At 42.8% G+C, this 24,868-nt stretch carries 20 protein-coding genes, 1 other RNA gene and 2 pseudogenes; 13 read left to right on the top strand and 10 right to left on the bottom strand.

What is annotated here, in order from left to right; genetic code table 11:
• Nucleotides 1-415: 415 nt before the first annotated feature.
• The 4 genes from ACEW80_RS00320 to ACEW80_RS00335 all read right to left on the bottom strand — a co-directional run bounded on the left by ACEW80_RS00320 (nt 416) and on the right by ACEW80_RS00335 (nt 9,507).
• Entirely contained in the window at nt 416-7,033 is a 6,618-nt protein-coding gene (locus ACEW80_RS00320; protein ID WP_373524683.1) for a HAMP domain-containing protein, read from the bottom strand.
• Nucleotides 7,034-7,856: 823 nt separating this feature from the next.
• Nucleotides 7,857-8,207: a Rieske (2Fe-2S) protein gene (locus ACEW80_RS00325; RefSeq protein WP_373524684.1), complete on the bottom strand. Its 351-nt coding sequence runs from the start codon at nt 8,205-8,207 to the stop codon at nt 7,857-7,859.
• Between the two features lie 180 nt (nt 8,208-8,387).
• Nucleotides 8,388-8,936, bottom strand: a complete 549-nt coding sequence (locus ACEW80_RS00330; RefSeq protein ID WP_373524685.1) for a 2'-5' RNA ligase family protein — start codon at nt 8,934-8,936, stop codon at nt 8,388-8,390.
• Between the two features lie 319 nt (nt 8,937-9,255).
• Entirely contained in the window at nt 9,256-9,507 is a 252-nt protein-coding gene (locus ACEW80_RS00335) for a type II toxin-antitoxin system Phd/YefM family antitoxin (RefSeq protein ID WP_373524686.1), read from the bottom strand.
• Nucleotides 9,508-9,698: 191 nt separating this feature from the next.
• On the opposite strand from ACEW80_RS00335, the gene ACEW80_RS00340 reads away from it, so the two are divergent.
• The 5 genes from ACEW80_RS00340 to queF all read left to right on the top strand — a co-directional run bounded on the left by ACEW80_RS00340 (nt 9,699) and on the right by queF (nt 11,555).
• On the top strand, nt 9,699-9,965 hold the full coding sequence (locus ACEW80_RS00340; RefSeq protein ID WP_373524687.1) for a YciI family protein: 267 nt from the start codon (nt 9,699-9,701) through the stop codon (nt 9,963-9,965).
• Nucleotides 9,966-10,002: 37 nt separating this feature from the next.
• Nucleotides 10,003-10,099: signal recognition particle sRNA small type (gene ffs, locus ACEW80_RS00345), an RNA gene on the top strand.
• Nucleotides 10,100-10,124: 25 nt separating this feature from the next.
• Nucleotides 10,125-10,511, top strand: coding sequence for a phasin family protein (locus ACEW80_RS00350; RefSeq protein ID WP_373524688.1), 387 nt, complete (start codon nt 10,125-10,127; stop codon nt 10,509-10,511).
• A gap of 144 nt (nt 10,512-10,655) precedes the next feature.
• Nucleotides 10,656-11,057 carry a hypothetical protein gene (locus ACEW80_RS00355; protein WP_373524689.1) on the top strand — a complete coding sequence of 134 codons (402 nt, stop codon included), beginning with the start codon at nt 10,656-10,658 and terminating at the stop codon, nt 11,055-11,057.
• Between the two features lie 84 nt (nt 11,058-11,141).
• Nucleotides 11,142-11,555, top strand: a complete 414-nt coding sequence (queF, locus tag ACEW80_RS00360) for a preQ(1) synthase (RefSeq protein ID WP_373524690.1) — start codon at nt 11,142-11,144, stop codon at nt 11,553-11,555.
• A 22-nt stretch (nt 11,556-11,577) separates the two neighbouring features.
• Here the strand turns inward: queF and ACEW80_RS00365 are convergent.
• The 4 genes and pseudogenes from ACEW80_RS00365 to ACEW80_RS00380 form a co-directional block, all read right to left on the bottom strand.
• Nucleotides 11,578-12,306: pseudogene (locus tag ACEW80_RS00365) on the bottom strand (GDSL-type esterase/lipase family protein).
• Between the two features lie 140 nt (nt 12,307-12,446).
• A complete protein-coding gene (locus ACEW80_RS00370; protein ID WP_373524691.1) occupies nt 12,447-12,776 on the bottom strand; it encodes a ribulose bisphosphate carboxylase small subunit in 330 nt (109 codons plus the stop codon).
• Nucleotides 12,777-12,861: 85 nt separating this feature from the next.
• The gene (locus tag ACEW80_RS00375) at nt 12,862-13,260 is read right to left on the bottom strand and encodes a chaperonin family protein RbcX (protein WP_373524692.1); all 399 of its coding nucleotides are present in this window, start codon (nt 13,258-13,260) and stop codon (nt 12,862-12,864) included.
• 94 nt (nt 13,261-13,354) lie between these two features.
• Nucleotides 13,355-14,785: a form I ribulose bisphosphate carboxylase large subunit gene (locus ACEW80_RS00380; RefSeq protein WP_373524693.1), complete on the bottom strand. Its 1,431-nt coding sequence runs from the start codon at nt 14,783-14,785 to the stop codon at nt 13,355-13,357.
• A 489-nt stretch (nt 14,786-15,274) separates the two neighbouring features.
• Here ACEW80_RS00380 and ACEW80_RS00385 point away from each other — a divergent pair, with 489 nt between their 5' ends.
• The 6 genes from ACEW80_RS00385 (at nt 15,275) to ACEW80_RS00410 (ending at nt 21,413) form a co-directional block, all read left to right on the top strand.
• Nucleotides 15,275-16,378: a two-component regulator propeller domain-containing protein gene (locus tag ACEW80_RS00385; RefSeq protein ID WP_373524694.1), complete on the top strand. Its 1,104-nt coding sequence runs from the start codon at nt 15,275-15,277 to the stop codon at nt 16,376-16,378.
• 100 nt (nt 16,379-16,478) lie between these two features.
• Nucleotides 16,479-17,249, top strand: a complete 771-nt coding sequence (panB, locus tag ACEW80_RS00390) for a 3-methyl-2-oxobutanoate hydroxymethyltransferase (protein ID WP_373524695.1) — start codon at nt 16,479-16,481, stop codon at nt 17,247-17,249.
• A gap of 24 nt (nt 17,250-17,273) precedes the next feature.
• Nucleotides 17,274-18,080 carry a Uma2 family endonuclease gene (locus ACEW80_RS00395; RefSeq protein WP_373524709.1) on the top strand — a complete coding sequence of 269 codons (807 nt, stop codon included), beginning with the start codon at nt 17,274-17,276 and terminating at the stop codon, nt 18,078-18,080.
• Between the two features lie 298 nt (nt 18,081-18,378).
• The gene (gene trmFO, locus ACEW80_RS00400) at nt 18,379-19,692 is read left to right on the top strand and encodes an FADH(2)-oxidizing methylenetetrahydrofolate--tRNA-(uracil(54)-C(5))-methyltransferase TrmFO (RefSeq protein WP_373524696.1); all 1,314 of its coding nucleotides are present in this window, start codon (nt 18,379-18,381) and stop codon (nt 19,690-19,692) included.
• Between the two features lie 102 nt (nt 19,693-19,794).
• On the top strand, nt 19,795-20,520 hold the full coding sequence (locus ACEW80_RS00405) for a lysophospholipid acyltransferase family protein (protein ID WP_373524697.1): 726 nt from the start codon (nt 19,795-19,797) through the stop codon (nt 20,518-20,520).
• Between the two features lie 65 nt (nt 20,521-20,585).
• Nucleotides 20,586-21,413: an alpha/beta fold hydrolase gene (locus ACEW80_RS00410; protein WP_373524698.1), complete on the top strand. Its 828-nt coding sequence runs from the start codon at nt 20,586-20,588 to the stop codon at nt 21,411-21,413.
• 282 nt (nt 21,414-21,695) lie between these two features.
• Here the strand turns inward: ACEW80_RS00410 and ACEW80_RS00415 are convergent, their stop codons facing one another.
• Nucleotides 21,696-23,123 carry a phosphate/phosphite/phosphonate ABC transporter substrate-binding protein gene (locus tag ACEW80_RS00415; RefSeq protein WP_373524710.1) on the bottom strand — a complete coding sequence of 476 codons (1,428 nt, stop codon included), beginning with the start codon at nt 23,121-23,123 and terminating at the stop codon, nt 21,696-21,698.
• Nucleotides 23,124-23,201: 78 nt separating this feature from the next.
• Nucleotides 23,202-23,510, bottom strand: a pseudogene (locus tag ACEW80_RS00420) (nuclease-related domain-containing protein); the annotation flags it as partial.
• A 224-nt stretch (nt 23,511-23,734) separates the two neighbouring features.
• Here ACEW80_RS00420 and ACEW80_RS00425 point away from each other — a divergent pair.
• Nucleotides 23,735-24,223, top strand: a complete 489-nt coding sequence (locus tag ACEW80_RS00425; protein ID WP_373524699.1) for a DUF4174 domain-containing protein — start codon at nt 23,735-23,737, stop codon at nt 24,221-24,223.
• Nucleotides 24,224-24,622: 399 nt separating this feature from the next.
• Nucleotides 24,623-24,832, top strand: coding sequence for a DUF2997 domain-containing protein (locus tag ACEW80_RS00430; RefSeq protein WP_373524700.1), 210 nt, complete (start codon nt 24,623-24,625; stop codon nt 24,830-24,832).
• Nucleotides 24,833-24,868 lie beyond the last annotated feature (36 nt).

Raw genomic sequence — 24,868 nt, forward strand, 5'->3', positions numbered from 1 at the left:
CCAATTTGCCCGGCGCTCGCCGACGAAAGTGCAAGGTTTTTGAACCTCTGGATGCTATAGTCTTGCACTTGCTTGGTGAAAAAATGCTCAAAACCCTTACCTAGACTATGTTTCACTTTTGTTCAGCAAGCCCTAAATAAAGGACGTTTTTGCAGTAACCGTTCATGGGGGAAATTAGGCTACCAGGAAAAATAAGTATAGAGAGATGGTAGATTAGAGGGCATGAAGAAAATCAGCCTCATCAGCCACATCTATAGAACAGAAGTACCGGAATCGGATTGGGAAAAGACTCTCTTCCTGTGTCAAAGGAAGGATGGAGGGGATGAAGGCGTTGATAGAAGAATTAGAAGAAAATACGCTGTTGAGCCGCTTTGCTAACACGTCTCTACAGACTTTGGTTACAGTAGTATCAACATTAACGGTATAGCCAAACGCGCAAGAGTGAAAGCAATTGTTCGGTATCTACGGGTTTGGTGATGTAGTCTGATGCGCCGGCTTCAATACATTTCTCCCGATCGCCTTGCATGGCTTTAGCGGTAAGTGCAATAATCGGCAAGGATTTAAATTGCTCGTTTTGGCGGATTAGGCGCGTTGTGTCGTAACCGTCCATTTCTGGCATCATTATGTCCATCAAGATGACATCAACATCTGGTGTGGCTTCTAATATAGCGATCGCTTCTCTGCCATTTTCAGCGTATGAAACCTGTATTTGATAACGCTCCAGCATACTTGTCAGCGCGAAGATATTACGCATATCGTCGTCTACGATTAAGGCTTTTTTGCCGACGAGTAAATAATCTTGTGAATGCAGTTGTTCAAGCAGTTGTCGCTTGGGTGCTGGTAAATTTGCCTGGACTCGGTGTAAGAATAATGCTGTTTCATCGAGGAGACGTTCAGGCGATCGCACATCTTTAATGATGATTGTCTCTGCAATCCGCCTCAGTTCTGTTTCTTGAACTTTGCTAATTTCTCTACCAGTGTAAACAATAATTGGTAAGGTTTTACCGTTAGGTAGAAGCTTTATCTGCTCGATTAGTTCAAACCCAGTCATATCTGGTAGCCCTAAATCGAGGACGAGGCAATCAAAATGCTGTGAGCGGATGGCTTCTAGGGCTGCTGCACCCGTAGCAACAGCAGTGGTAGAAACATCACTGTTGCCAATCAACTCCACAATACTCAGCCGTTGAGTGTCGTCATCTTCGACTACCAGCAGATTTTTCACTTGGCGCTCAACAAAACCTCTAATTTTAGTTAACGCCTCAGATATTGTCTCGCTAGTTAGGGGCTTTTGCAGATATGCGATCGCTCCTAGTTGCAAACTGCGCTGCTTCCCTTCCTCAACGGTCATGATATGTACGGGAATGTGACGGGTAGTTGAGTTATGCTTCAGGCGATCTAACACCGTCCAACCATCCATCTCTGGCAACCTGATATCTAACAAGATGGCTGAAGGCAGAAATCGCTGCGCCAGTGCCAAACCTGTACTGCCGTTTTGGGCAGTTATCACCTTGAATCCTTGCTGTTGCGCCATCTCGATGAGGATACGCACAAAGTTAAGGTCATCCTCGACAATCAGCAACACGCGATCGCCTTTTTCAATAGTAGTGCGATCGTCACTAATGAGTGGGGAGTGGGGAGTGCTGAGTGCTGAGTGCTGAGTGCTGAGTGGGGAGTGCTGAGTGGGGAGTGCTGAGTGAGCAGTGCTGGGTAGTGTCAATCTAGACTCAGCACTAAATTGTGGTAAGTAGAATGTAAAGGTGCTACCTATACCGGGTTGACTGATTAGTTTAATTTCTCCACCAAAGAGGTAGGCGATTTCGCGGCTAATTGATAAGCCCAATCCGGTGCCGCCGTATCTCCGACTCGTAGAGCCATCGGCTTGCTGAAACGCCTCAAAAATCACTTTCTGCTTGTTATGAGCAATGCCGATGCCTGTATCGGTGACTGAGAAGGCAATCACCAGTTGGGCGCGATTTAAAGTTTCTTGGTCGTTGCTCCATCCTTGCTTTGCCACCGCAATCTGCAAGCGCACTTCCCCTTGCTGTGTAAACTTAAAAGCGTTGGAGAGGAGATTTTTTAACACCTGTTGTAAGCGTTTGACATCTGTATAGATAGTAATTGGCAATTCGGGAATAAATTCGATTGTAAAGGCAAGTCCTTTGTTCTGAGCGATTTGTTGGAAGTTGCGCTCAGTCTGTTCGCCCAATTCTGTCAATGATATTTGAGTCATATCAATCGACATCGTACCAGATTCAATTTTGGCGAGATCCAGAATGTCATTGATTAACGTCAACAAATCAGTACCGGCTGAGTAAATTGTCTGGCTGTATTCAACTTGCTTGGCAGTGAGGTTACTATCAACGTTATCAGTCAACAACTTCGCCAAAATCAACAAGCTGTTTAACGGTGTCCGCAGTTCATGGGACATATTAGCGAGAAACTCTGATTTGTATTTTGAGGAAAGGGCGAGTTGTTCGGCGCGATCTTCTAAAGACAGTCTTGCTTGTTCAATTTCGCTATTTTTGCGCTCGACTTCTTTCTTCTGCATCGCCATCAACTCTGCCTTTTCTTCTAATTCGGCGTTGGTTTGTTGCAGTTCCTCTTGCTGTCCTTTGAGTAAATCTTCAGAGGTTTTGAGTGATTGAGCTTGTTGTTCTAAGCGCTGGTTGGTTTCCCTAAGTTCGCTTTGCTGGGTTTGGAGTTCTTCAGCTAAAGATTGCGACTGTTTAAGCAATTCTTCAGTTCGCATAGATGCGGCGATGGTGTTGAGGACGATCGCTATACTTTCGGTAAGTTGGTCGAAAAATGTCAGATGAATTTCGCTAAAACGGCGGAAGGATGCTAATTCAATCACTGCTGTCACTTGTCCTTCAAAGAGTACAGGTAACACCACGGCATTGAGGGGACTTGCTTCTCCTAAACCAGAGCTAATTCTGATATAATCACTTGGCACTTCCGTCAACAGTATTCGCTCTTTTTCTAAAGCGCATTGTCCCACCAAACCTTCACCCAAGTTGAAGCGGTTAGCTAAATGTCTGCGTTCGCGGTAAGCGTAGCTACTAATTAGTTTCAAATACGGCGTATTTTCCAGAAAGTCCATCAGGAAGAATACACCATGTTGCGCTCCTACCAAGGGTGCCAATTCTGAGAGAATTAGTTTAGATACAGTTTCTAAGTCTCGCTGCCCTTGGAGCATTCTGGTAAACTTAGCTAGGTTAGTTTTCAACCAATCTTGCTCAGTGTTTTTCTGCGTTGTCTCCCGCAGATTGGCAATCATCTGGTTGATGTTGTCTTTGAGGATGGCTACTTCCCCTAGTGCTTCGACGGCAATTGAACGAGTTAAGTCACCCTTAGTTACAGCTGTAGCAACTTCAGCGATCGCTCGCAACTGGGTAGTAAGTGTAGCAGCAAGTTCGTTAACGTTATCTGTCAAATCTTTCCAAGTTCCAGCCGCCCCAGGTACACTAGCTTGTCCGCCTAACTTTCCTTCAATTCCCACCTCTCGCGCCACTGTGGTTACTTGATTGGCAAAGGTTGCTAGGGTATCAATCATCTCGTTGATTGTCTCTGCCAAGGTTTCAATTTCTCCCTTGGCATCTAACATCAGTTTTCGTTTTAAGTCGCCGTTAGCAACCGCCGTCACAACTCTGGCAATCCCGCGCACTTGGGCTGTGAGGTTCCCCGCCATTGAGTTAACGTTGTCCGTCAAATCTTTCCAAGTCCCCGCAACACCTTGCACTTGCGCTTGTCCGCCCAGCTTCCCTTCAGTTCCCACTTCTCGCGCCACCCGCGTTACTTCACTTGCAAAAGAACTGAGTTGATCAACCATCGTATTGGTTGTATTCTTCAAGTCTAAAATTTCACCTCTGGCATCGACAGTAATTTTCTTCGATAAGTCGCCATTAGCTACCGCCTTGGTAACTTCGGCGATGTTGCGAACTTGTCCGGTGAGGTTCCCTGCCATTGAGTTAACGTTGTCTGTCAAATCTTTCCAGGTTCCAGCCACGCCTCTAACGTAAGCTTGCACGCCAAGTTTACCTTCCGTTCCTACTTCTCGCGCCACCCTTGTAACTTCTGATGCAAAGGAATTCAGTTGATCCACCATTGTGTTAATGGTGTTTTTGAGTTCCTGAATTTCACCTTTCACATCAACAGTGATTTTCTTCGAGAGGTCGCCATTAGCTACCGCCGTTGTCACTTCCGCAATGTTCCGCACCTGTGCCGTCAAACTTCCCGCCATGAAGTTTACGCTATCGGTGAGATCCTTCCAAGTGCCGGCAACACCTTTAACTTCCGCCTGTACGCCAAGTTTACCCTCAGTTCCCACCTCCCGCGCCACTCGCGTCACTTCACTTGCAAAGGAATTTAGTTGATCTACCATCGTGTTGACGGTGTTTTTCAACTCTAAGATTTCACCTTTGACATCAACGGAGATTTTTTTAGATAAGTCGCCATTCGCTACGGCGGTGGTGACGGCGGCGATGTTTCGCACCTGTGCCGTTAAACTTCCCGCCATGAAGTTTACGCTGTCGGTCAAGTCTTTCCAAGTGCCAGCTACGCCGCGCACATCTGCTTGTACACCGAGTTTGCCCTCGCTTCCTACTTCCCGCGCCACCCGCGTTACTTCACTCGCAAAGGAGTTGAGTTGATCCACCATTATATTGATGGTATTCTTGAGTTCTAAAATTTCGCCTTTGACACCAACAGTAATTTTCTTAGATAAGTCACCATTAGCGATCGCAGTTGTAACTTCGGCAATATTCCGTACCTGCGCCGTCAAGCTTCCCGCCATGAAGTTTACGCTGTCAGTTAAATCTTTCCAAGTCCCAGCCACATCTTTGACATCTGCTTGCACACCCAATTTACCTTCAGTTCCCACCTCCCGCGCTACCCGCGTCACTTCCGATGCAAAGGAACTGAGTTGATCTACCATCGTGTTGATCGTGTTCTTCAACTCCAGTATTTCACCTTTGACATCAACGGTGATTTTTTTAGATAAGTCGCCTGTTGCAACTGCTGTGGTGACTTCGGCGATGTTTCGCACCTGTGCCGTCAAGCTTCCCGCCATGAAATTCACACTATCAGTCAAATCTTTCCAAGTACCAGCCACGCCGCGCACTTCAGCTTGTACACCTAATCTGCCCTCACTTCCCACTTCACGGGCAACCCTTGTGACTTCTGATGCAAAAGAATTCAGCTGATCCACCATTGTATTAATAGTGTTCTTGAGTTCCTGAATTTCGCCCTTAACATCAACTGTGATTTTTTTGGATAAGTCGCCATTTGCTACCGCCGTTGTCACTTCTGCGATATTCCGCACCTGTCCCGTCAAACTTCCCGCCATGAAGTTTACACTATCAGTTAAATCTTTCCAAGTTCCAGCCACGCCTTTAACTTCGGCTTGACCACCTAATTTTCCCTCAGCGCCTACTTCCCGTGCAACTCTTGTTACTTCACTTGCAAAGGAGTTAAGTTGATCCACCATGATGTTAACGGTGTTTTTCAACTCTAAAATTTCGCCTTTGACATCAACAGTGATCTTCTTAGATAAGTCGCCGTTAGCTACTGCTGTGGTAACTTCGGCGATGTTTCGCACCTGTCCGGTAAGATTACCCGCCATTAAGTTAACGTTATCTGTAAGATCCTTCCAAGTCCCTGCTACACCCCGGACTTCTGCTTGTACGCCAAGTTTACCTTCGGTTCCGACTTCCCGCGCCACTCTTGTAACTTCACTTGCAAAGGAATTAAGTTGATCTACCATCGTGTTGATCGTATTTTTCAACTCCAGAATCTCGCCTTTGACATCGACAGTGATTTTCTTGGATAAATCGCCATTTGCTACCGCCGTTGTCACTTCTGCGATATTTCGCACCTGTCCCGTCAAGCTTCCCGCCATGAAATTCACACTATCGGTCAGGTCTTTCCACGTTCCGGCTACTCCCCGCACATCTGCTTGACCGCCTAATTTACCTTCTGCACCTACCTCACGGGCAACTCTTGTGACTTCCGATGCAAAAGAATTAAGTTGATCTACCATGATGTTGACGGTATTTTTCAACTCTAAGATTTCGCCTTTGACATCAACAGTAATTTTCTTCGACAAGTCGCCGTTAGCTACCGCCGTTGTCACTTCCGCAATGTTACGGACTTGGGCGGTCAAATTCCCTGCCATCAAGTTAACGTTGTCTGTAAGATCCTTCCAAGTCCCGGCTACACCTTTAACTTCTGCTTGTACGCCCAATTTACCTTCAGTTCCCACCTCCCGCGCCACCCGCGTCACTTCACTAGCAAAGGAATTAAGCTGATCTACCATCGTGTTGACGGTATTTTTAAGTTCGAGAATTTCGCCTTTGACATCAACAGTGATTTTCTTCGACAAGTCACCATTAGCGATCGCAGTTGCCACTTCGGCAATGTTGCGAACTTGTCCGGTGAGATTACCTGCCATCAAGTTAACGTTATCAGTCAAATCTTTCCAAGTGCCGGCGACATCTTGCACTTGGGCTTGAACGCCTAATTTACCTTCAGTTCCCACCTCACGCGCCACCCGCGTCACTTCACTGGCAAAGGAACCAAGCCGATCAACCATTTTGTTGACGATATTAGCAGTTTGAAGAAACTCACCTTGTAAAGGTCTGCCGTCGATTTCTGTAGCGATCGTTTGGGATAAGTCTCCATTAGCGACAGCCCGAATTACCCGCGTGGTTTCTGCTGTTGGCTGAACTAAATCTGTAATTAGAGTATTGACAGAGCTAACACAATCTGACCAAGAACCGCGAACATCTCCAAGAGAGGCGCGATCGGCAATTTTGCCTTCTTTGCCGACAACATTACTAATTCGCTGTAGTTCTGCCGCCATCCGCTCATTTTGATCAATAATATCATTGAGCGTATCAGCTATTTTTCCCGCCACACCAGTATGATCTATGGGCATCCGAGCCGAGAAGTCACCTTGCTTGACAGCATTTAGCGTTTTTAATAATTGATTTAAGTCTAGATTGTCGCTGTCTCTGGTTAACTGTTCGGTTGCCATAGCTTAATCTCTAAAGAATTTCTTAGTTTTAGTAGGTAAAAAAATTTTATTAAAGCAGGAAGTTGATTGTAGCTTTCATTAGGGCTTACGCGCTGTGCAAATTCATTGTGATATACATTAACGAAGATAGGTTTTTTTAGGCTTTTCTTAATTATCCCTTATATATCAATTTGACACCAATGAGTATGGGCGCAAGTCTTTGCGCGCCTAATGTGTCTCTACAAAAGATGGGGTTTTTCCTTTATGTATATTTGGTGTTTCTTGTCAAGATGTAATACCAATTCACAAAAATCTTAATACATATAGATTTTTCGTAGGGGTTTAGCAATGCTAAACCCTTACCCACGCATCGTTAGAGTAAGTTAATTTTTGCAAGTCGATACAACTAAGATGTGAGTCGATGCAACAAAGATGCGAGTCGATGCAACAAAGGCGTGAGTTTATGCAACTAAGGCGTGAGTTTATGCAACAAAGATGTGAGTCGATGCAACAAAGATGCGAGTTGATACAACTAAGGTGCAGGTCGATACAACTAAGGTGCAGGTCAATACTGCTCGGTTAAGGTGCATAATCATTTGAGATCCCCCTTAGTCCCCCTTAAAAAGGGGGAAAAATAAGGCATTTTTAGCCCCCCTTTTTAAGGGGGGTTGGGGGGATCGACTCTTAACCGAGCAGTCTTGAGGTGCAGGTTGATACAACTAAGGGGATCTTCGCTCAATAGACAAGTCAACCGAACTGTATTGGATGTTATGCCATTGCGAGTTGATACAATGGCCTTGATATTCTGATAACTGATTGTTGAGAAAGAGGCTACTTATCCCTCTTAGACATCAATCCAGATACTTCCTTCTTCCACACGAATCGGAAACACTGGCAGAGTCTTTGGTTGTGAAACCAACGAGAGTAATTTACCTACACCAGGCGGCCAGGAACACCAGTCTTTGACTTCACCAGTCCGCAGGTCAAAAGCACTGTGATGGAAAGAACAAACAATTGCTCCATCTTGAGTGATTTTCCCACTTTTCAATGGCAATTTCATGTGAGGGCAAGTGTTATCTACAGCATAAAGCTGACTTTCGTGATTCAAAAGCAGAATTTTTCGGTCGCCAACTTTCACCACTTCTCGCGCACCTGCGGCAAGTGCTTCAACTGCAAGAACTTTAGTCCAACTCATTAGGTTCTCCTTTCCTAATAATATCTGCTTTCAGTTTCCCGCAATTGTGACCAGTGCGATCGCTCGGCGTTGAACCTGATATCAATAGTGCTGAGTTCCCAGTGCCCCGGCTAAAAGTTAAAAGACTGCTGACAAAGGGCGGGGCTTATACCAAATACATTAGTAGTGAGTACTTCTTCTTCACTCAGCACTCAATAAGTTAAACTCCGCTTTGACATTCCAGCGACTACCGTCGTGAATAAGCAGCGTTAATTTCTCACCAGTAAACTCAAAATGCAACTGGCGTTGTTTAAATTCAGTCCAAGCAGCTTTAAAGTTCTCCTTAGTTAAATCCCGAAACGCAACAGTTAGATGGGGCGCAAAAGGGCGAGTTTTAGAAACTTCGTCAATAATTCCTAAATTACGTTCTACATCAGCCATTAAATCAGCTTGCAATCTCAAAAGCTCTTGACTTCTGACGACATTAATGTAAATTACACGAGGAGCGAAGGCATCAAACCCACTGAGTGTAATTGGTATCGCTCTTTGTTTATTAGCAAACTCCTGCAACAATCCTTCTATTGCTTGCACGTCCACATCTACCCATTCAAAGGGAGGTTGCAGAGTAATATGAGGCGGAGAATTTTGAGCGTTGCGACTGGCATAATTATCAGCAAAGTGCTGCTTAATCTGGTTGACGTAATCCTGAATGTCTTGCGGTGGTAAGAGGGCGATAAAAAAACGGCTCATTCCATTTGAGATTTAGGATACTGTTGAGTATTGAACGGCAAAAGCCAAAGAATATTACAAATATATAACAAAACGCTAATTGGATACTAAATGATCGTCTGTTTTACAGATTCAAATAGATGAAATAGCCTTTGGTGTGGATGAAGACGGAAAAGCTAGTTAGCAAGCAAGAAACTGAGGTAAAAGAACTTCAGAAATTCCTTGAAAAACAGAGCTAGTTTAAAATTAGTGAGTAGAGAGTTTGATTGTACAAGCTCAAATTATAAATTTTTATATACTTCACCATCGTTTCGCTTGCCAACGCGAAAAACGTCAGCGTTCACTCATTTCCACGCTTTTCGGTAATTGCGTCTAAAGTAGTAAACCCATCATTTTCCTCAATTGCCCGACGAAGTGCCTCTGAGTCCATAGCATCTTCCGCAGCTTCAAGCAATTTCAAATCATCAAGACCGATAATTGCGACAACAGCTTTACCATGACGCTGAATTACAATCCGTTCACCCCTATACTCAGCACGATTAATAAGGTCTTGAAAATTTGCACAAGCTTCTGTTGCACTGATGCTAGTCATGATGCCTCACAATAAATAATTAATACTAATGTAATTTTTCAACAATTTGTACAAAATTTACTTTCTCACTAATGCTACACAAGAAATAAAACAATTTCAAGCGAAGGCGATGATTAAATGGCTACTCAAATCCTACTCAAAACTGTAATAACTTAGGCAAGAAGTCTGTTGTAAAAGGAGTTAAGAAGCAGATGCCCATGTTTGTAAAGATAGAAGAAGGTAAAGTCGATAAACCTACCTTTGACCAATATGTACCCGCCCATAAAGCCTACATTCAAGAGTTGATTGCGAAAGGACACAAAGCGCGAACCGGCTATTGGGTGGAGCAAAGAGGCGGAATGCTGCTATTTGAGGCAGCTTCCAGAGCCGAAGCCGAAGCAATTGTGGCTAGTGACCCATTGGTGCAACATGGCTGCGTCAACTATCAGCTTTACGAATGGCGGATTGTTATGGAATAACACACAGTTACTGACTTTTGATGTTATACTTCTAGAAGACCTGGATCTATGCGATCGCAACACCTAAACCTTGTCAGAACCGGAAGGTAGCAGCAACACGGGAGGCTTGTGGTAGGCGTAGTCTCCGGGTCGCCCTATTTTTAGGAGTGTTCGTCAGCAATGGCTGGTTTTGGAGATATTGTTCAAAAGGCTTTTTACCTCGGTGTTGGATTAGCCTCTTACGCAGGTGAGAAAGCAGGGGGAAAATTAGCGGAAGTGCGATCGCAAGTCCAAAAACTAGCAGATGAAATGGTGGCCAAGGGCGAAATGAACACAGAAGAAGCCCGCCGCTTCGTCGAAGACATGATGAAGCAAGCCCAACAACCTCCAACATCTGATGAAATATTTAATAAAACACCCCCTTCTGAACCTCGCCGCATAGAAATACTAGAGGAAGATGAAGAACCAACGGTGAAAGAAGCATCAAATGATCAGAACGTGGATAAACTACGCCAAGAAGTTTTAAACCTGCAAGACGAGTTAAAACGATTGCAACGCGATCAATAAAAAGTATTGTTTGATCAAAATATCAGTAATAAGTGGCACTTTAGATAGAAACTTGATAAGATACATTGCCTAGTGCGTACTCTAGTGCTTCCAGCCAGATAAGCACAAAGTGTCCTGTTTATAGCCTGTAAGGGTGTCAAGTTTATGGAACATTGGCAAAAAGATTTAATAGAAATTGTAGAAACAGTAGCCGATGAAGTGGAGCGTTTCTTCCTAGAAATGAGTGAAATGGCAGACGCTTTTTTTGAGCTAACGGAAGAAATCACTGAGCAAGTACACAATAACATTGTCACTGAAGTCGATCAATATTTGCAAGACTTGGCTGAACCGATGTTGGAAGCCTACTGGGAACTAGAAGATGTTATAGCAGATGTAGATCCTGGTTTTCCTTATTCAGTTGAACCCACAGCCGAAAAAAATCCTGCCTGCATCGGTTGTAGTAACTACCACGGTCAAGTTTACAGCGGTAACTTGTTAGTTTGCGCCATGCATCCCCACGGTTGTGAAGATGATAACTGTCCAGATTGGGAAAAGGAAGAATATTGAGTCGTTGCGGTCTAATTGAAAATTCAAGAATAAAACAAACTCATTTGCTTGCTAGCTTCTGCCTCTTAACTTATTTAATCACTTATGAGTAATTTTTTACCTGAAACTGTATCCCAGCCAAGCCAAGAAATAAAGTATGGCGAACGCGAAATTGCCGAAGGCAAATTAATTACCTTTCCAAATCCGCGTGTGGGGAGGCGATATGATATTCAGATTACTTTGCCAGAGTTTACCTGTAAATGTCCATTTTCAGGCTATCCTGACTTTGCAACAATTTATGTTACCTATGTGCCTGATGAGAAAGTAGTAGAATTGAAGGCACTCAAACTTTACATTAATAGTTACCGCGATCGCTACATTTCCCACGAAGAATCTGCCAATCAAATCTTAGATGATTTTGTAGCTGCTTGTGACCCCTTAGAAGTAACGGTTAAAGCAGATTTCACACCTCGCGGCAATGTGCATACCGTTGTCGAAGTTCGCCATCAAAAGCAATAGTATCTTAACTTTGGATGAGCGATTAAGTTAGAGGAAACCAATTTAACCAAGCGTCCCAATTTTCTACAATTTGGGCAAATTCTGAATAACCGCTTGCTTTAGGATGAACACCATCATTAGCTTTTGCTTCATTTACAGCACTTCCGGCTATTATGCAATACAGTTTTTATCCCTGCCTCTCTCCTATCATCACTTTCAGCTATGAGGATGTACCTCATAGCTGCCGGAAGTGCTGTATCCAGATATTTGATTTTTCTAATATCGGAAAAACATTTAAATAAGGTACATTTAATCCATTACAAATCAAAGCAAACTCTTTAGATAAATCGGTATTTCTCTGCCTTCTTTGAGGGTCTTCTTGTTCTGCATACGGTGCTAATCCAACCATCAAAATAGGATACAAGGATTTTGCTTCACTTAAAATTTCACGGGCATTTTTGATAGAATCTGCAAAATCTACGCGAGTTTTACCATTTTCTAGTGTTGTGTCATTCAATCCGAAGGAAAATATAACTCTGCCATCATATTCTTTAGGTAAGCGAGGCGATACTTCTTGTAACCAACGCTTTGCTATATCAGTACTCGTGTCTCGCCTAATTCCTAAATTATAGTAGGTAATATCATAACCTTTTTTATTAGCATTAACACATATTCTACCTGTCCAACCAAGACATTCTGGGTCGCCAGTGCCGTTAACAAAAGAATCACCAATAAAACAAATTCTTACTTCCGGTATATGTCTTAATTCCATTCACCACTCTCTTAAAAAACCCAGAGAATAACTCAGCGCCCCTTTGCGTTCCTTTACGTTTAAAAACAAATCCAGTAAATAGGAGAGGCAGATAACTCCCCTCTCCTAGAGATAAACCAATTACTTAAAGCTTGCTAACTCTAGTATTTGTTAGGTTTGTGAACAAGAAAGCTGAGAATTTGGCATTGCTTGATGTTGTCAAAACCCACAACCCGAATATAGCTGGTGCTGAATTGAGAACGGCATCCTTGAACTTCGCTCAATACTTCTTGAGTCGATTTAGCACCGAACAAAGGCAACTTCCACATTGTCCAATAGAATTCTTTAGGGTCAGAAGTTTCGTTGAACTCGATCGCTGGAATGTAACCTTGATTCAAAATGTACTGGATCTGCTTGGAAATTTGAGCATCAGACAGGGGGGGCAGATAAGAAAGGGTTTCGTAACGACGCTCTTTTGGTAAAGTTTGCATAGCTTTTGATAATGGATTGTGATTGACTTTAGTTATCAGTTATCAGTCAGCAGTGAACAGTTAAAAAATATTCACTGTTAACTGTTCACTGTTCATTATTTGGATCTGAACTTGCTTGTTGTTCTGGTTGCAGACTGAGGTTTGATGTATCTATTTGTGTAATGCGTTCTAGATGCTGGCGACGCTGCTCCATGTTAGCTTGCTGAATACCAGTGCGAACCATTTCCGGCAAAAAATCAGCAACTTCCTCTGCAATATGTTCTCTGACAGTTATGATTCGCAATGCCAAATCTGGCTTTGCTCGGAATAGTTGCTCAATGTATGATTCACCATCCTGAATTTTGTCAGCGGAAAAGTTATGCAGCCAAAGTGCCAATGGAGGATTCGTTTCGCCTAGCTGTGCCAGTACTGTCCTTAAAGCCTGATAAGTCAGGTAACTTTGGAGAGTCTTGGCTGTGTCCTTCGCAATTTGCTTAAGATTCATGCTTGACCCCAGCCCTTAACAGTTATGAGTTATAAGTTATGAGTTATGAATTAATTTAACTCTTAACTCCTAACTTCTAACTTTTAACTTTTGATCAGACGGTATCCATTGCTTCAAACTCGAACTTGATTTCTTTCCACAGTTCGCAAGCAACGGCCAATTCAGGAGACCACTTAGCGGCTTCGCGGATAATGTCGTTACCTTCACGAGCCAAGTTGCGGCCTTCGTTACGAGCTTGGACGCAAGCTTCTAAAGCTACGCGGTTAGCTGTAGCACCAGGAGCATTACCCCAAGGGTGTCCGAGTGTACCACCACCGAATTGCAGCACGGAGTCATCACCAAAGATTTCTACGAGTGCAGGCATATGCCAGATGTGAATACCACCAGAAGCAACTGCCATTACACCAGGTAAAGAAGCCCAGTCTTGGGTAAAGTAAATACCGCGAGACTTGTCTTGTTCTACGTAGTTTTCACGCAACAAGTCAACGAAGCCCATTGTGATCCCACGTTCACCTTCCAACTTACCAACTACGGTGCCGGTGTGGATGTGATCACCACCAGACATCCGCAGAGCTTTAGCCAATACGCGGAAGTGGATACCGTGGTTCTTTTGACGGTCGATTACGGCGTGCATAGCGCGGTGAATGTGCAACAGAATACCGTTGTCACGACACCAACGAGCCAATGTGGTGTTGGCGGTGAAGCCTGCGGTGAGGTAGTCGTGCATGATGATGGGCTGTTTGAGTTCTTTAGCGAACTCAGCCCGTTTCAGCATTTCTTCACAGGTGGGGGCGGTAACGTTTAGGTAGTGACCTTTGATTTCACCAGTTTCAGCTTGAGCTTTGGTAATCGCTTCCGATACGAATAAGAAGCGATCGCGCCATCTTTGGAATGGAGCAGAGTTAATGTTCTCGTCGTCTTTGGTGAAGTCCAAACCACCACGTAAGCACTCGTATACAGCGCGTCCGTAGTTCTTAGCGGAAAGACCTAATTTGGGCTTAATTGTACAACCCAGTAAAGGACGACCGTATTTGTTTAATTTGTCACGTTCAACTTGGATACCGTGAGGAGGTCCTTGGAAGGTCTTCAGGTAAGCTACAGGAATCCGCAAGTCTTCCAAACGTAATGCGCGCAAGGCTTTGAAACCAAATACGTTCCCCACGATGGAGGTTAACATATTGGTTACAGAGCCTTCTTCAAACAAATCCAAAGGATAGGCAATGTAAGCGATGAATTGGTTGTCATCACCAGGAACCGGCTCGATGTCGTAGCAACGACCTTTGTAGCGATCGAGGTCGGTGAGCAAGTCTGTCCACACAGTTGTCCAAGTACCAGTGGAAGACTCAGCCGCTACAGCCGCAGCTGCTTCTTCGGGAGGAACTCCGGGCTGAGGTGTAACACGGAATGCCGCTAAAATATCTGTATCTTTGGGTGTGTAATCGGGTGTGTAATAAGTCAGTCTGTAATCTTGAACCCCGGCTTTATACCCAGTTTTGCTCTGAGTCTTCGTTTGAGCGTAAGACATATTTTATCCTTCCCAGAAGTCATCTTTATTACTTATCAAATTACGTACTGTGCAACTTGCCCTCGCTCTCGACTTTCCCCCTTCAGTAGGGAGAAGATCAGCAAATTTTTATTGAGAGTTGCTTTTGGCAGAGGGTCGCAGTTTTCCTGCGGAGGTTTAGCACAGATGTGAGCGAAAGATAAAAAATTGCACACCACGTAATTTGTAGCTTATTTCACAATATATCAAGAATTTGATAAGTTATTCTTTGAAACTTTTTAACTTAACTATATATATTTGTTATTACAGAAAGTTTTAAACATTTTGTTAAGAATGATTTACAAATGGTGATCAATAACTGTATAGAAGCTTTTGGGAAGTTAGGAGTTATAAAAATTCTTTCCCCAATGCCCAATGCTCATAGAATTTGAAAAAAATTGCCTGTGACGTTTAAAAAATCCCAACTAGGGGAACACTGAAATTAACCCAAAGCCAGTTTAGGTAGTGGCTATGGGTACTGTTTCTAAAGGAAATGTCACTGTGGTATTATTTCGCAAACGTACTTGTTTATTAGTTACTTCAATTTTGCTGGGGTTGATAGCTCTGCCAAGTTTAGGAATTGTGGCAGTGGCAAATCCCGTGACAGCACAAAAAAACCCTGACAATCCCCCTTCTGCACCGCCACCGCGAGTAGATCCGTTGCCAGATGAGCGGGGGGTGCAAGAACATTCGCCAGAAACTGATTATCGTGTCGGCAATTTACTGGGAGATGTTACAGGCAATCTCTGGGTAGGTTCTTGGCGAGGACTATCGCGGATTGATCCAAAAACCGGCAAGATTGTTTCTCGTGTTAGCTTACCGAATGTTGCCATTGGTGCTTTAGCCCAAGACAAAGTAGGACGTTTGTGGGTGGGAAGTTATGAGGGACTAATCCGAGTTGACCCCCGCACTAACGAAATCACCGCGCAGAATTTATTTTTGCCTTCTAAACGGGTGTTGTCGCTGTTACTTGACAAACGGGGTTATTTGTGGGTTGGAACTGATAATGGTTTAGCCCTAATTAGTCCCGACCAAGGCTTGATTATGACAACATTAAAAAATCTGCCTGGTGTCAGTGCCAACACCCTGACTTTAGATGCTCAAGGTCATGTGTGGGTCGGCACCCTTGATGGATTAGTGCGGGTTAATACTGCCAGTGCCGCAATCATGAAGCGGATCGTCGATTTGCCGGGGACGACTGTACAAGCTTTAGCTATCAGTCCAGAAGGCTTAATTTGGGCGGGAATGCCGAATAATTTGCTAGTTATTAACCCGAAAACTGGTGCAGTGTTGCGGTCTGTGACTCGTCTGCGTGGGCGTAACGTAACAGCAATACGTTTTGCCAAAGATGGTAGTGTTTGGATTGGAACTAACAATGGTTTGTTACGATTAAATCCAAATACAGGAGCTGTGTTAGATCCAGAAGTTGCCGGACTTCCTTCTAGTCGGGTTCTTGCCCTTGCGCCTGATATCGGCAATAAATTATGGATAGGCACTAGTGAAGGTCTAGCTTGGTTAATGCCCAAAACAGACAGTGCAAAACCTCATCTTGCTTTTGGTCGCGCTGTTAAATGATTAGTCATTTGTCCTTTGTCTTCTGTCCTTAGCTAATGACTAATGACTAACGACAAAGGACAAAAATCCAAAATCCAAAATCCAAAATCTAAAATTGGCAATGGCAATCACTACCCAGCAATTAATTCAATGGAAACAACAGGGACGTTCAATCGTGGCGTTGACCGCCTGGGATTATGCGATCGCTCAACTCCTCGATGCAGCTGGTGTAGACTTAATTCTTGTGGGTGACTCAATGGCAGTAATTCTAGGGTATGAAACAACGCTGCCGATAACTCTAGATGAGATGATCTACCACGCTAAATCCGTGCGTCGAGGAGTTAAACGCGCATTAGTAGTCGTAGATTTACCATTTTTGACCTATCAAGAAAGTCTTCAGCAAGCGATGCACTCAGCTGGGCGGGTACTGAAGGAAACGGGCGCTCAAGCGGTAAAATTGGAAGGTGGCTATCCAGCGATCGCTGAAACTGTAGCTCGTTTGGTAGAAGCCGGAATTCCGGTAATGGGTCATGTTGGTTTAACACCGCAATCGGTACATCAACTTGGTTTGCGACAACAAGGGAAAACACAAGAAGCGAGTGAGAGAATTTTCAATGAAGCGATCGCCTTAGAACAAGCTGGTGTATTTTCGATAGTGTTAGAGCATATACCCGCAGATTTGGCAATGCAGATTTCCCAAAAACTGAGCATTCCGACAATTGGTATTGGTGCAGGAATTCACTGCGATGGACAGGTTTTAGTTACCTCAGATGTAATCGGGCTTGCAGAGAAGCATCCACCCTTTGCCAAGGTTTACACGAATCTGCGAGAGACAATTACTAAAGCTGTGCAAGATTATGCTGTGGAAGTGCGCGATCGAAAGTTTCCATAATAGTAAAATCTGAATTGAGTCAAAATTTTTATGACTACTAAACCTGAAATACTGCTAACCACCTTACCTGACCATACTCAGTTACCTGAGTCAGACGGCGAATTTGTGAAAAACTTCCAGGAACATCCCCAAAGCATTCTGCTTACAGATTCGATTCAACCAGTGTTACAGAAACGTCATCCAGAAGGTAATTATTGCATTGGTCAAGATTCTGGAATTTATTGGCGGATGACTGACCCGCCACAAAGAGGTGCAGAAGCACCAGACTGGTTTTATGTGCCTAATGTGTCACCACTTTTAAATGGTCAAACACGACGTTCTTATGTACTGTGGCAAGAGATTATCCCACCTTTGATTGTATTGGAATTTGTATCGGGTGATGGTTCAGAAGAACATGACAAAACTTCTTGGACGGGAAAATTTTGGGTTTACGAGCAAGCAATTAGACCTGCCTTTTACGGCATTTACGAAGTGCGCCACAGTCGAGTAGAAGTGTATCACCTGATAGAAGACCACTATGAATTAGTCTTAGAAAACAAACGAGGACATTATCCCATTAACGCCCTTGGTGTAGAGTTAGGTATTTGGCAAGGTCGCTATCAAAATCTAGAATTGCCTTGGTTGCGTTGGTGGGATGAGCAGGGAAATCTATTACTCTCTGGTGAAGAAAGAGCAGATTTAGAACGAGAGCAAAAAGAACAAGCTCAACAACAGTTACAGCAGTCCAAATTATTGTTAGAGCAGGAACGTCAACAAAGGGAATTAGCACAAGAACGAGCTGAACGCTTGGCGCAAAGGCTGAGAGATATGGGTGTAAATCCAGACGAGTAAGCCTTAACTTTGAGAATCTTGCTTTCTTTTATTTGCTTGCTCAATTCGCTGATTAATCACTGGTTTGCAACCTGCTTGCTACGAATAATTCAATTTATCTACTATTTTACGATTTATCTGAGGAGCAGCTTCTAGCTAGGCGATAATAATTACACACAGAGGCGTAGAGAAAAAGTTGAAATCCCTGAGTTGACTACTGAGGTATTCTGAGTTCTGACTTATTCTCATCTCTTTTTACTTAATTTTACTTCTGTAATACTGATAAATACTTAATAATATGGAAATAAAAAATTTAACTATGGAAAAACAACCGATACAAGTAATTGGAGGTGGACTAGCTGGGACAGAAGCAGCTTGGCAAATAGCCCAAGCTGGAGTTCCTGTAATTCTGCATGAAATGCGCCCAAAGCGATTTAGTCCCGCTCATCATACAGAACATTTGGCAGAATTAGTGTGTAGTAATTCCTTTGGAGCAATGGCAAGCGATCGCGCAGCTGGATTACTGCACGAAGAATTACGCCAACTTGGCTCGATCGTCATTTCTAAAGCTGATGAACACGCCGTACCTGCGGGTGGAGCGCTAGCCGTCGATAGAGGACAATTTGGCCAAGACTTGACTCAAACTTTATCAAGCCATCCTTTAATTGAATTCCGGCGGGGTGAAGTATCTGCGATTCCTGAAGGAATTGTGGTTTTGGCAACTGGGCCTTTAACCAGTCCTGACTTAGCTGAAGATTTGCGCCGCTTTACAGGGATGGAATACCTCAGCTTTTTCGATGCAGCTAGTCCGATTATTGTGGGAGAATCGATTAATCGTGACATTGCCTTTATGGCATCACGTTATGACAAAGGTGAAGCTGCTTATCTCAACTGCCCAATGAATAAAGAGCAGTACTTGCGGTTTCGAGAAGAACTGTGCAAAGCTGAACAAACAGAACTCAAAGGTTTTGAACGGGAAACAGCGAAATTTTTTGAAGCCTGTCTACCCATTGAAGAACTAGCACACCGGGGAGAAGACACGATGCGCTACGGCCCCCTAAAGCCAGTGGGATTGTCAGATACTCGTACAGAAGAACGTCCTTATGCTGTGGTGCAGTTGCGACAAGAAGACAAAGCCGGTCAACTGTGGAACATGGTAGGATTCCAAACTAATCTGCGCTGGGGTGAGCAAAAGCGGATCTTTCAGCTCATTCCCAGTTTGGAAAAGGCGGAGTTTGTGCGGCTGGGAGTGATGCACCGCAACACTTTTGTTAATGCTCCTCAACTGATGCATCCGACTCTGCAATTTAAAGAACGTCCAACTTTATTAGCAGCTGGACAATTGATTGGTACTGAAGGCTACACTGCTGCGGCTGCGGGTGGCTGCTTGGCGGGAATTAATGCAGCGCGGCTAGCTTTGGGTAAAGAGCCTTTGATTTTACCACCAACTACAATGATGGGTGCGTTATTGGAATTTATTAGTTCCGCTTCGCCTAAGCATTTCCAACCAATGCCGCCCAACTTTGGCATTTTTCCGGAACTGGGTGCGAAAATAAAAAGTAAGCAGGAGCGTTATGGACGTTACCGCGATCGCTCTTTAGCTGACCTAGAAAATTGGAAAGCAAATCATTGATAAATATTAGTTCTATCTTAAGACGGTCATGGCAGTAGTAAAGAAATGTAAAAATTAACTTAAGACAAACTCCAATTTACCGGAAAAATATATTGATTAGGTATGAGTCTAAATAGCCCCCTAGAGATTTCTCGCGCTTTAGTGGCGGCACTCTCAACGCAAATGTTTCGCTATTACGAGGATCGCATTCCCCAAGATGCTAGCATCTTGGTAGTGAGCAATCATCGCAGCTTTGTGGATGCACTAGTTTTAATGGCGGCGTTATCGAGTCCGATTCGCTTTGCTTGCCATCACTACATGGGGCAAGTGCCAGTAATGCGGGAGATTGTCACCGGACAATTGGGCTGCTTTCCGTTGGATGGAACTCAAAATCGCCAAAAAAGCTTTTTTTTGCAATCACAGTTACTCTTGCAATCGAGGCAGATGGTAGGAGTGTTTCCAGAAGGAACTGAACCAATGGTGAAATTTACTCAGCCAAATATGCTGGGTGAATTTCAGCGGGGATTTGCACATTTGGCATTGCGATCTAATGTGCAGGATCTAGCAATTTTGCCGATTGCGATCGCCTCTTTGGAAGAAGTAAACACCAATGGTTTTCCCTTAAGGCTTTTGAGTATATTTGATCCTTCAGAACCTTTATTTAATCAATCTGGTTGGCATCCCTTAGTATTTTATCGTCGGGTTGCCGTGTTAATTGGTCGCCCTTATTGGATTACGCCCCAGCACCAAAAAAAATATCATGGCAAACAAGCCAGAGATGTTGTAGCCCAAGTGACGGAACATTGTCACGGCGAAATTAGCAACTTACTGCGTCAAGGTTGCTATTAGACTCAAAAACACCAAAGCTTTTATAAGTAACAATCAGCATTCTAAAAGTTTTATATCATTGACTAATGACTATAAGAGAAGTTGAGTTAAACCCTTGTTTCCTGACTCCTAAACGAGTACAACCAGAGTACCCATTGTTGGTATATTTGCCAGGAATGGATGGAACAGGTCAATTATTGCGATCGCAAACCGTTGGATTAGAAGCTGGATTTGATGTCCGCTGTTTAGCGATCCCCCGGAAAAACCTTAACACTTGGGATGTGTTAACCAATAGCGTATTAAACCTGCTCCACGCCGAATTAGAAAAAAGCTCCCAGAGAGCAGTTTACCTGTGTGGTGAGTCCTTTGGTGGTTGTTTGGCGATGAAAGTAGCGATTCAAGCACCGCATTTATTTAAGCGAATTATCTTAATTAACCCAGCTTCCGCCTTTCAACTTCGCCCTTGGTTAAATTGGGCTTCCCAACTAACTTTCTTGGTGCCAGAACCCCTTTATGACATCGGCGCACTGGGGTTATTGCCGTTTCTGGCATCTTTACCACGCATTTGTCCAAGCGATCGCCATGAACTTTTGAAAACTATGCGTTCTGTACCGTCAGAAACCGTTCTTTGGCGATTGTCTTTACTGCGAGAGTTTGAGATTGATGAGCAGCGGTTACGTCAGTTAACTCAACCAATTTTGTTAATTGCTGGTGCTAGCGATCGGCTTTTACCTTCTGTAACTGAAGTGAAGCGGATAGCGAATATCTTACCAAATAACAAGATTGTAGTGTTGCCCCATTGTGGACACGCTTGCTTGCTAGAGCAAGATACTAATCTCTATGAAATTCTTAAAGATAACGACTTTTTAGAAAGTAATGCTGATATCGGTACGGGGCTAGAGGTGAAAGGATAGGGTGAAGAGCGATCTAACAGCTACTTAAAAAATACTTGTTAGATGTAGGCTCTATAAATCCTTCCAAGTTACTGCTTAAGTAGTTAATAATCTTACTCTGAATATTTTTGTGTCCAAACCTTTCAAGAATAATTACATCTCCTTCCCTACGAAAATACAATTGGTAGCTCAATGACCTGTCAATACTAGCTAAAAATATCAACACTACTCGACCTAATTTTGTGTAAGTGATTTTCATCATGCCTCTTACAATAAAGTGCTAGCTTAACATTAAGCTTCAGGTTATAACACTACTAGCTGAGTAGGGTTTTCAATCGTTAGTTGACAAGTGCGGTCTTCTAGTTCTATTGGCTCTACTCCAATAATATTGACTTGTTTTCTATTAATAATTTCTGGTGAGCTACTATCCATAATTTTTTTCAGCGTTTGTGAAGAAACAAAGACTTGGCAGGTTTTATGATTTTCTCGTTCCAATCGTAATCGAATCATTCCATTGCCCTGGTTGGTGAAACCAGCCACCCGTCCTAGAATCCCTTGAGGTGTTGCGTTGCAAAAAAATTGTACGGGATTTATACTAAAATTAGCGCAAGACAAAACTTGATCTGCTCTTAATGCAATCGTTCTAAATTGTTTATAGTCTGGCTCTTTTCCTGTATCGTAGTTTGCCTGGTCTTTAATTTTTTTAGGTGCATTTTCTAAAATGTTTTGAATCTGCTTTTGAACAGTAGGAGTTAATTTTGGAGATAAGTAAACTCCTGTGCTTGGAATTTCTCTACTAATTTGAATTACTCGAAATTGTGGATCATCCTTGACTGTAGTGTATACAACTGCTCCTATATCTGCTTGTTTATTAGCTACTAGCTCTCGAATTTTACTACTTCTATGTCCTGCCGTTACAGTCATAGATGTTCCATATAAATCATAGGCAGGCATATAGAAGCTAGAAGCTGAATTGAAATCTCCAAGAGCGATAGTTGTTGTAGACTTAATATCTTCAATTGACTTAATTCGACTATCGGATCTAACAAATAAAGCTGATTGATAAGTAAGTGGATACTTAGGATACATTCGAGCTAACCATTTGTAGCTATTATCTTTAGCTCGCATTCCATTCATGGGTGAGTTGGCAAACACGATATCCCATTTGTTTTTAGAAATATTATTTTGAGCTTCTTTATATGTAATTTCAGAGTTACCTTCAATTACTACATCTCTAGCTTGAGAACCGAGTTGTTTTTTTAAGTATGTTTTAAATTCTGAATACTGCTTAGGTGAAGTTACAATGCCTACAACAAGAGGTTTTTTAGTAATATCTTTATAACAAATATTATTTACTCTTGTTTCAGTAGCCGTTTCGCATGGTGTTTGATTAAAATACTGCCAAGCAGCAAATATTCCTACTCCTATAAAGCAAGTGAGGATTATAGGAAGATAAATATATTTGTTATGAGATGGATCTAGTGGAGGTGGTTCTACAAGTTCTGGATCTAGTGGAGGTGGTTCTACAGGTTCTGGTTCTAGTGGAGGTTTTACTGTAGTAGGGTCAGGCGGCTGAACATTTATAAGTATTTCGATTTTTTCTAGTGAGATTCCTGTGAGTTCGCTAATAATTTTTTTAATACCAACTTCGTTGAATTTTGCAGCAACATTTTCCCTAGTTCTAATACTGCCTAAAACCTGTTGTATTCTGGATAGATTACAAATTTGCACTGCTCTTCCAGGTTGAAAACTATTAACAACTGCACCTTCTATTTCAAATTTTGTTGTATCTGGAGCGACAACAAAATAATTAACCCAGAAAGGAATATCCTGAAATATACAAGACCGAAGCTTATCTTTAATAACTAGGCTGTATCGTTCAACCTGTATATATGGATTGCCGCCAACAGCTTCAATTTTTTTATTATCAGAAAACCATGTTTCGTTGGCGCTTCCTGTCCACTTCCCTTTATATCCTTTTGCCTCCAAACATACAAATACTCCTGGCTCCATAACCACCAAAGCATCAATTTGGTGAAGGTTTGAACTCAAAGCCTCTCTAAAAGCAAAACCCATAAGGGCATAACCGGCAAGTTGTGCTTGCTCTAGATTTGTTTTTAATTCTCTCTCAAAACCTTGAAGTTAAACTCCCTCTGGTAAAAGCACTTTCATAAGATTTTTTGATAATTTATAACACTGACATTGAAATGTTTAAATAGCTGATGCTATATTATTTATTACATACTAACAGCGTAAAATCGCCGATTTGATCAGTTAATATACTTAAATTATGCAAAATTAATGATAACTTGAGATCATGAAACGCTCGTGAACTAGCTATTGTGAATAACTCAGTATTAATCGCCCTGATCCTCACTGCGTCTATAGTCCTATCACCAATCAGCATTGCTGGTACTGTCCAAGGTTCAACCGATACCATCAAAATGTCTCCATTTAACCTCAGTTCCCAAAAATGGCAAAACCGCGTGTTACTAGTGTTTGCACCGTCTGTTGATAACCATAGCTATCAGCAGCAAATGCAGTTGTTTGATCAGCATCAAAACAGTTTTAAAGACCGGGATTTAGTTCTCATTCAGGTTTTGGCAACAAATAAAAGCTATGCTAACGGACAGTTAATAGATGAGTCTTCTGCTGCCAATTTGCGAAATCACTTCAGAGTTGATAAAGAAAATTTTCGCGTCATTTTGGTAGGTAAAGATGGTGGTGTTAAGCGCAGTGACACTACACCAGTCCCAGCAACAGCAATTTTTGAGCAAATTGACGCTATGCCGATGCGCCAGCAAGAAATGCAAGAGCGAGGCAGAAAGTAGCTATAAAATTCTTAGAGTCAAAGTTAGACTAGGAGGCGATCGCAGTTTAAAAATCCCTTGACATCCAATGTCAGGTAAAGTCACTAAATCAAGAACTAATGCAATACCTACGTATACCCCACTATCTTGCTGTAACTTATTTTTAGGACTTTTGCCGCTTATTTAGCAAGCTCAGTTGTTACCTTGACTAATCGATAAGGTTAAGAGATACTAATTAAACACTGGTGTGTTTGCTTATATTTTAATAATTTTTGTAAAGATTCTGAGATATATACCTTGAAAGGTGGAACATTATTTAGCAAACGGCAAGTTTGTATCTAAAGTAAAAATGTTCCTATGGCTATATTTATAGCCGGATGCTAAGGCAGTACAATTCAACTATCGTGGTTGCCCAAGAGCATGGAGACATTAGAGTTTATAATCTATCCAGACGGTCGGGTACAAGAAAAAGTCACTGGCATCGTCGGTGCATCTTGCGCTGAGGTTACAGCAGCAATAGAGGCACAACTGGGTCAAGTACTTAATCATGAGCCAACCTCAGAATTCTTCGCCGCTAAGGTGCAGCAATCCAATGTGGCGAATACGCAAACCACTTACAGCAATTGGTAAGTTTTCACAGTAGTTAAATGTCATTAATTCATAACC

The organism is Nostoc sp., from assembly GCF_041747015.1.
In the GTDB taxonomy this organism is placed as follows: domain Bacteria; phylum Cyanobacteriota; class Cyanobacteriia; order Cyanobacteriales; family Nostocaceae; genus Nostoc.

Excerpts from the sequence above, each read along its gene's own strand:
- ACEW80_RS00320 (WP_373524683.1), bottom strand. The coding sequence starts at position 7,033 with ATGGCAACCGAACAGTTAACCAGAGACAGCGACAATCTAGACTTAAAT.
- ACEW80_RS00325 (WP_373524684.1), bottom strand. The coding sequence starts at position 8,207 with ATGAGTTGGACTAAAGTTCTTGCAGTTGAAGCACTTGCCGCAGGTGCG.
- ACEW80_RS00330 (WP_373524685.1), bottom strand. The coding sequence starts at position 8,936 with ATGAGCCGTTTTTTTATCGCCCTCTTACCACCGCAAGACATTCAGGAT.
- ACEW80_RS00335 (WP_373524686.1), bottom strand. The coding sequence starts at position 9,507 with ATGACTAGCATCAGTGCAACAGAAGCTTGTGCAAATTTTCAAGACCTT.
- ACEW80_RS00340 (WP_373524687.1), top strand. The coding sequence starts at position 9,699 with ATGCCCATGTTTGTAAAGATAGAAGAAGGTAAAGTCGATAAACCTACC.
- ACEW80_RS00350 (WP_373524688.1), top strand. The coding sequence starts at position 10,125 with ATGGCTGGTTTTGGAGATATTGTTCAAAAGGCTTTTTACCTCGGTGTT.
- ACEW80_RS00355 (WP_373524689.1), top strand. The coding sequence starts at position 10,656 with ATGGAACATTGGCAAAAAGATTTAATAGAAATTGTAGAAACAGTAGCC.
- queF (WP_373524690.1), top strand. The coding sequence starts at position 11,142 with ATGAGTAATTTTTTACCTGAAACTGTATCCCAGCCAAGCCAAGAAATA.
- ACEW80_RS00370 (WP_373524691.1), bottom strand. The coding sequence starts at position 12,776 with ATGCAAACTTTACCAAAAGAGCGTCGTTACGAAACCCTTTCTTATCTG.
- ACEW80_RS00375 (WP_373524692.1), bottom strand. The coding sequence starts at position 13,260 with ATGAATCTTAAGCAAATTGCGAAGGACACAGCCAAGACTCTCCAAAGT.
- ACEW80_RS00380 (WP_373524693.1), bottom strand. The coding sequence starts at position 14,785 with ATGTCTTACGCTCAAACGAAGACTCAGAGCAAAACTGGGTATAAAGCC.
- ACEW80_RS00385 (WP_373524694.1), top strand. The coding sequence starts at position 15,275 with ATGGGTACTGTTTCTAAAGGAAATGTCACTGTGGTATTATTTCGCAAA.
- panB (WP_373524695.1), top strand. The coding sequence starts at position 16,479 with ATGGCAATCACTACCCAGCAATTAATTCAATGGAAACAACAGGGACGT.
- trmFO (WP_373524696.1), top strand. The coding sequence starts at position 18,379 with ATGGAAAAACAACCGATACAAGTAATTGGAGGTGGACTAGCTGGGACA.
- ACEW80_RS00405 (WP_373524697.1), top strand. The coding sequence starts at position 19,795 with ATGAGTCTAAATAGCCCCCTAGAGATTTCTCGCGCTTTAGTGGCGGCA.
- ACEW80_RS00410 (WP_373524698.1), top strand. The coding sequence starts at position 20,586 with ATGACTATAAGAGAAGTTGAGTTAAACCCTTGTTTCCTGACTCCTAAA.
- ACEW80_RS00430 (WP_373524700.1), top strand. The coding sequence starts at position 24,623 with ATGGAGACATTAGAGTTTATAATCTATCCAGACGGTCGGGTACAAGAA.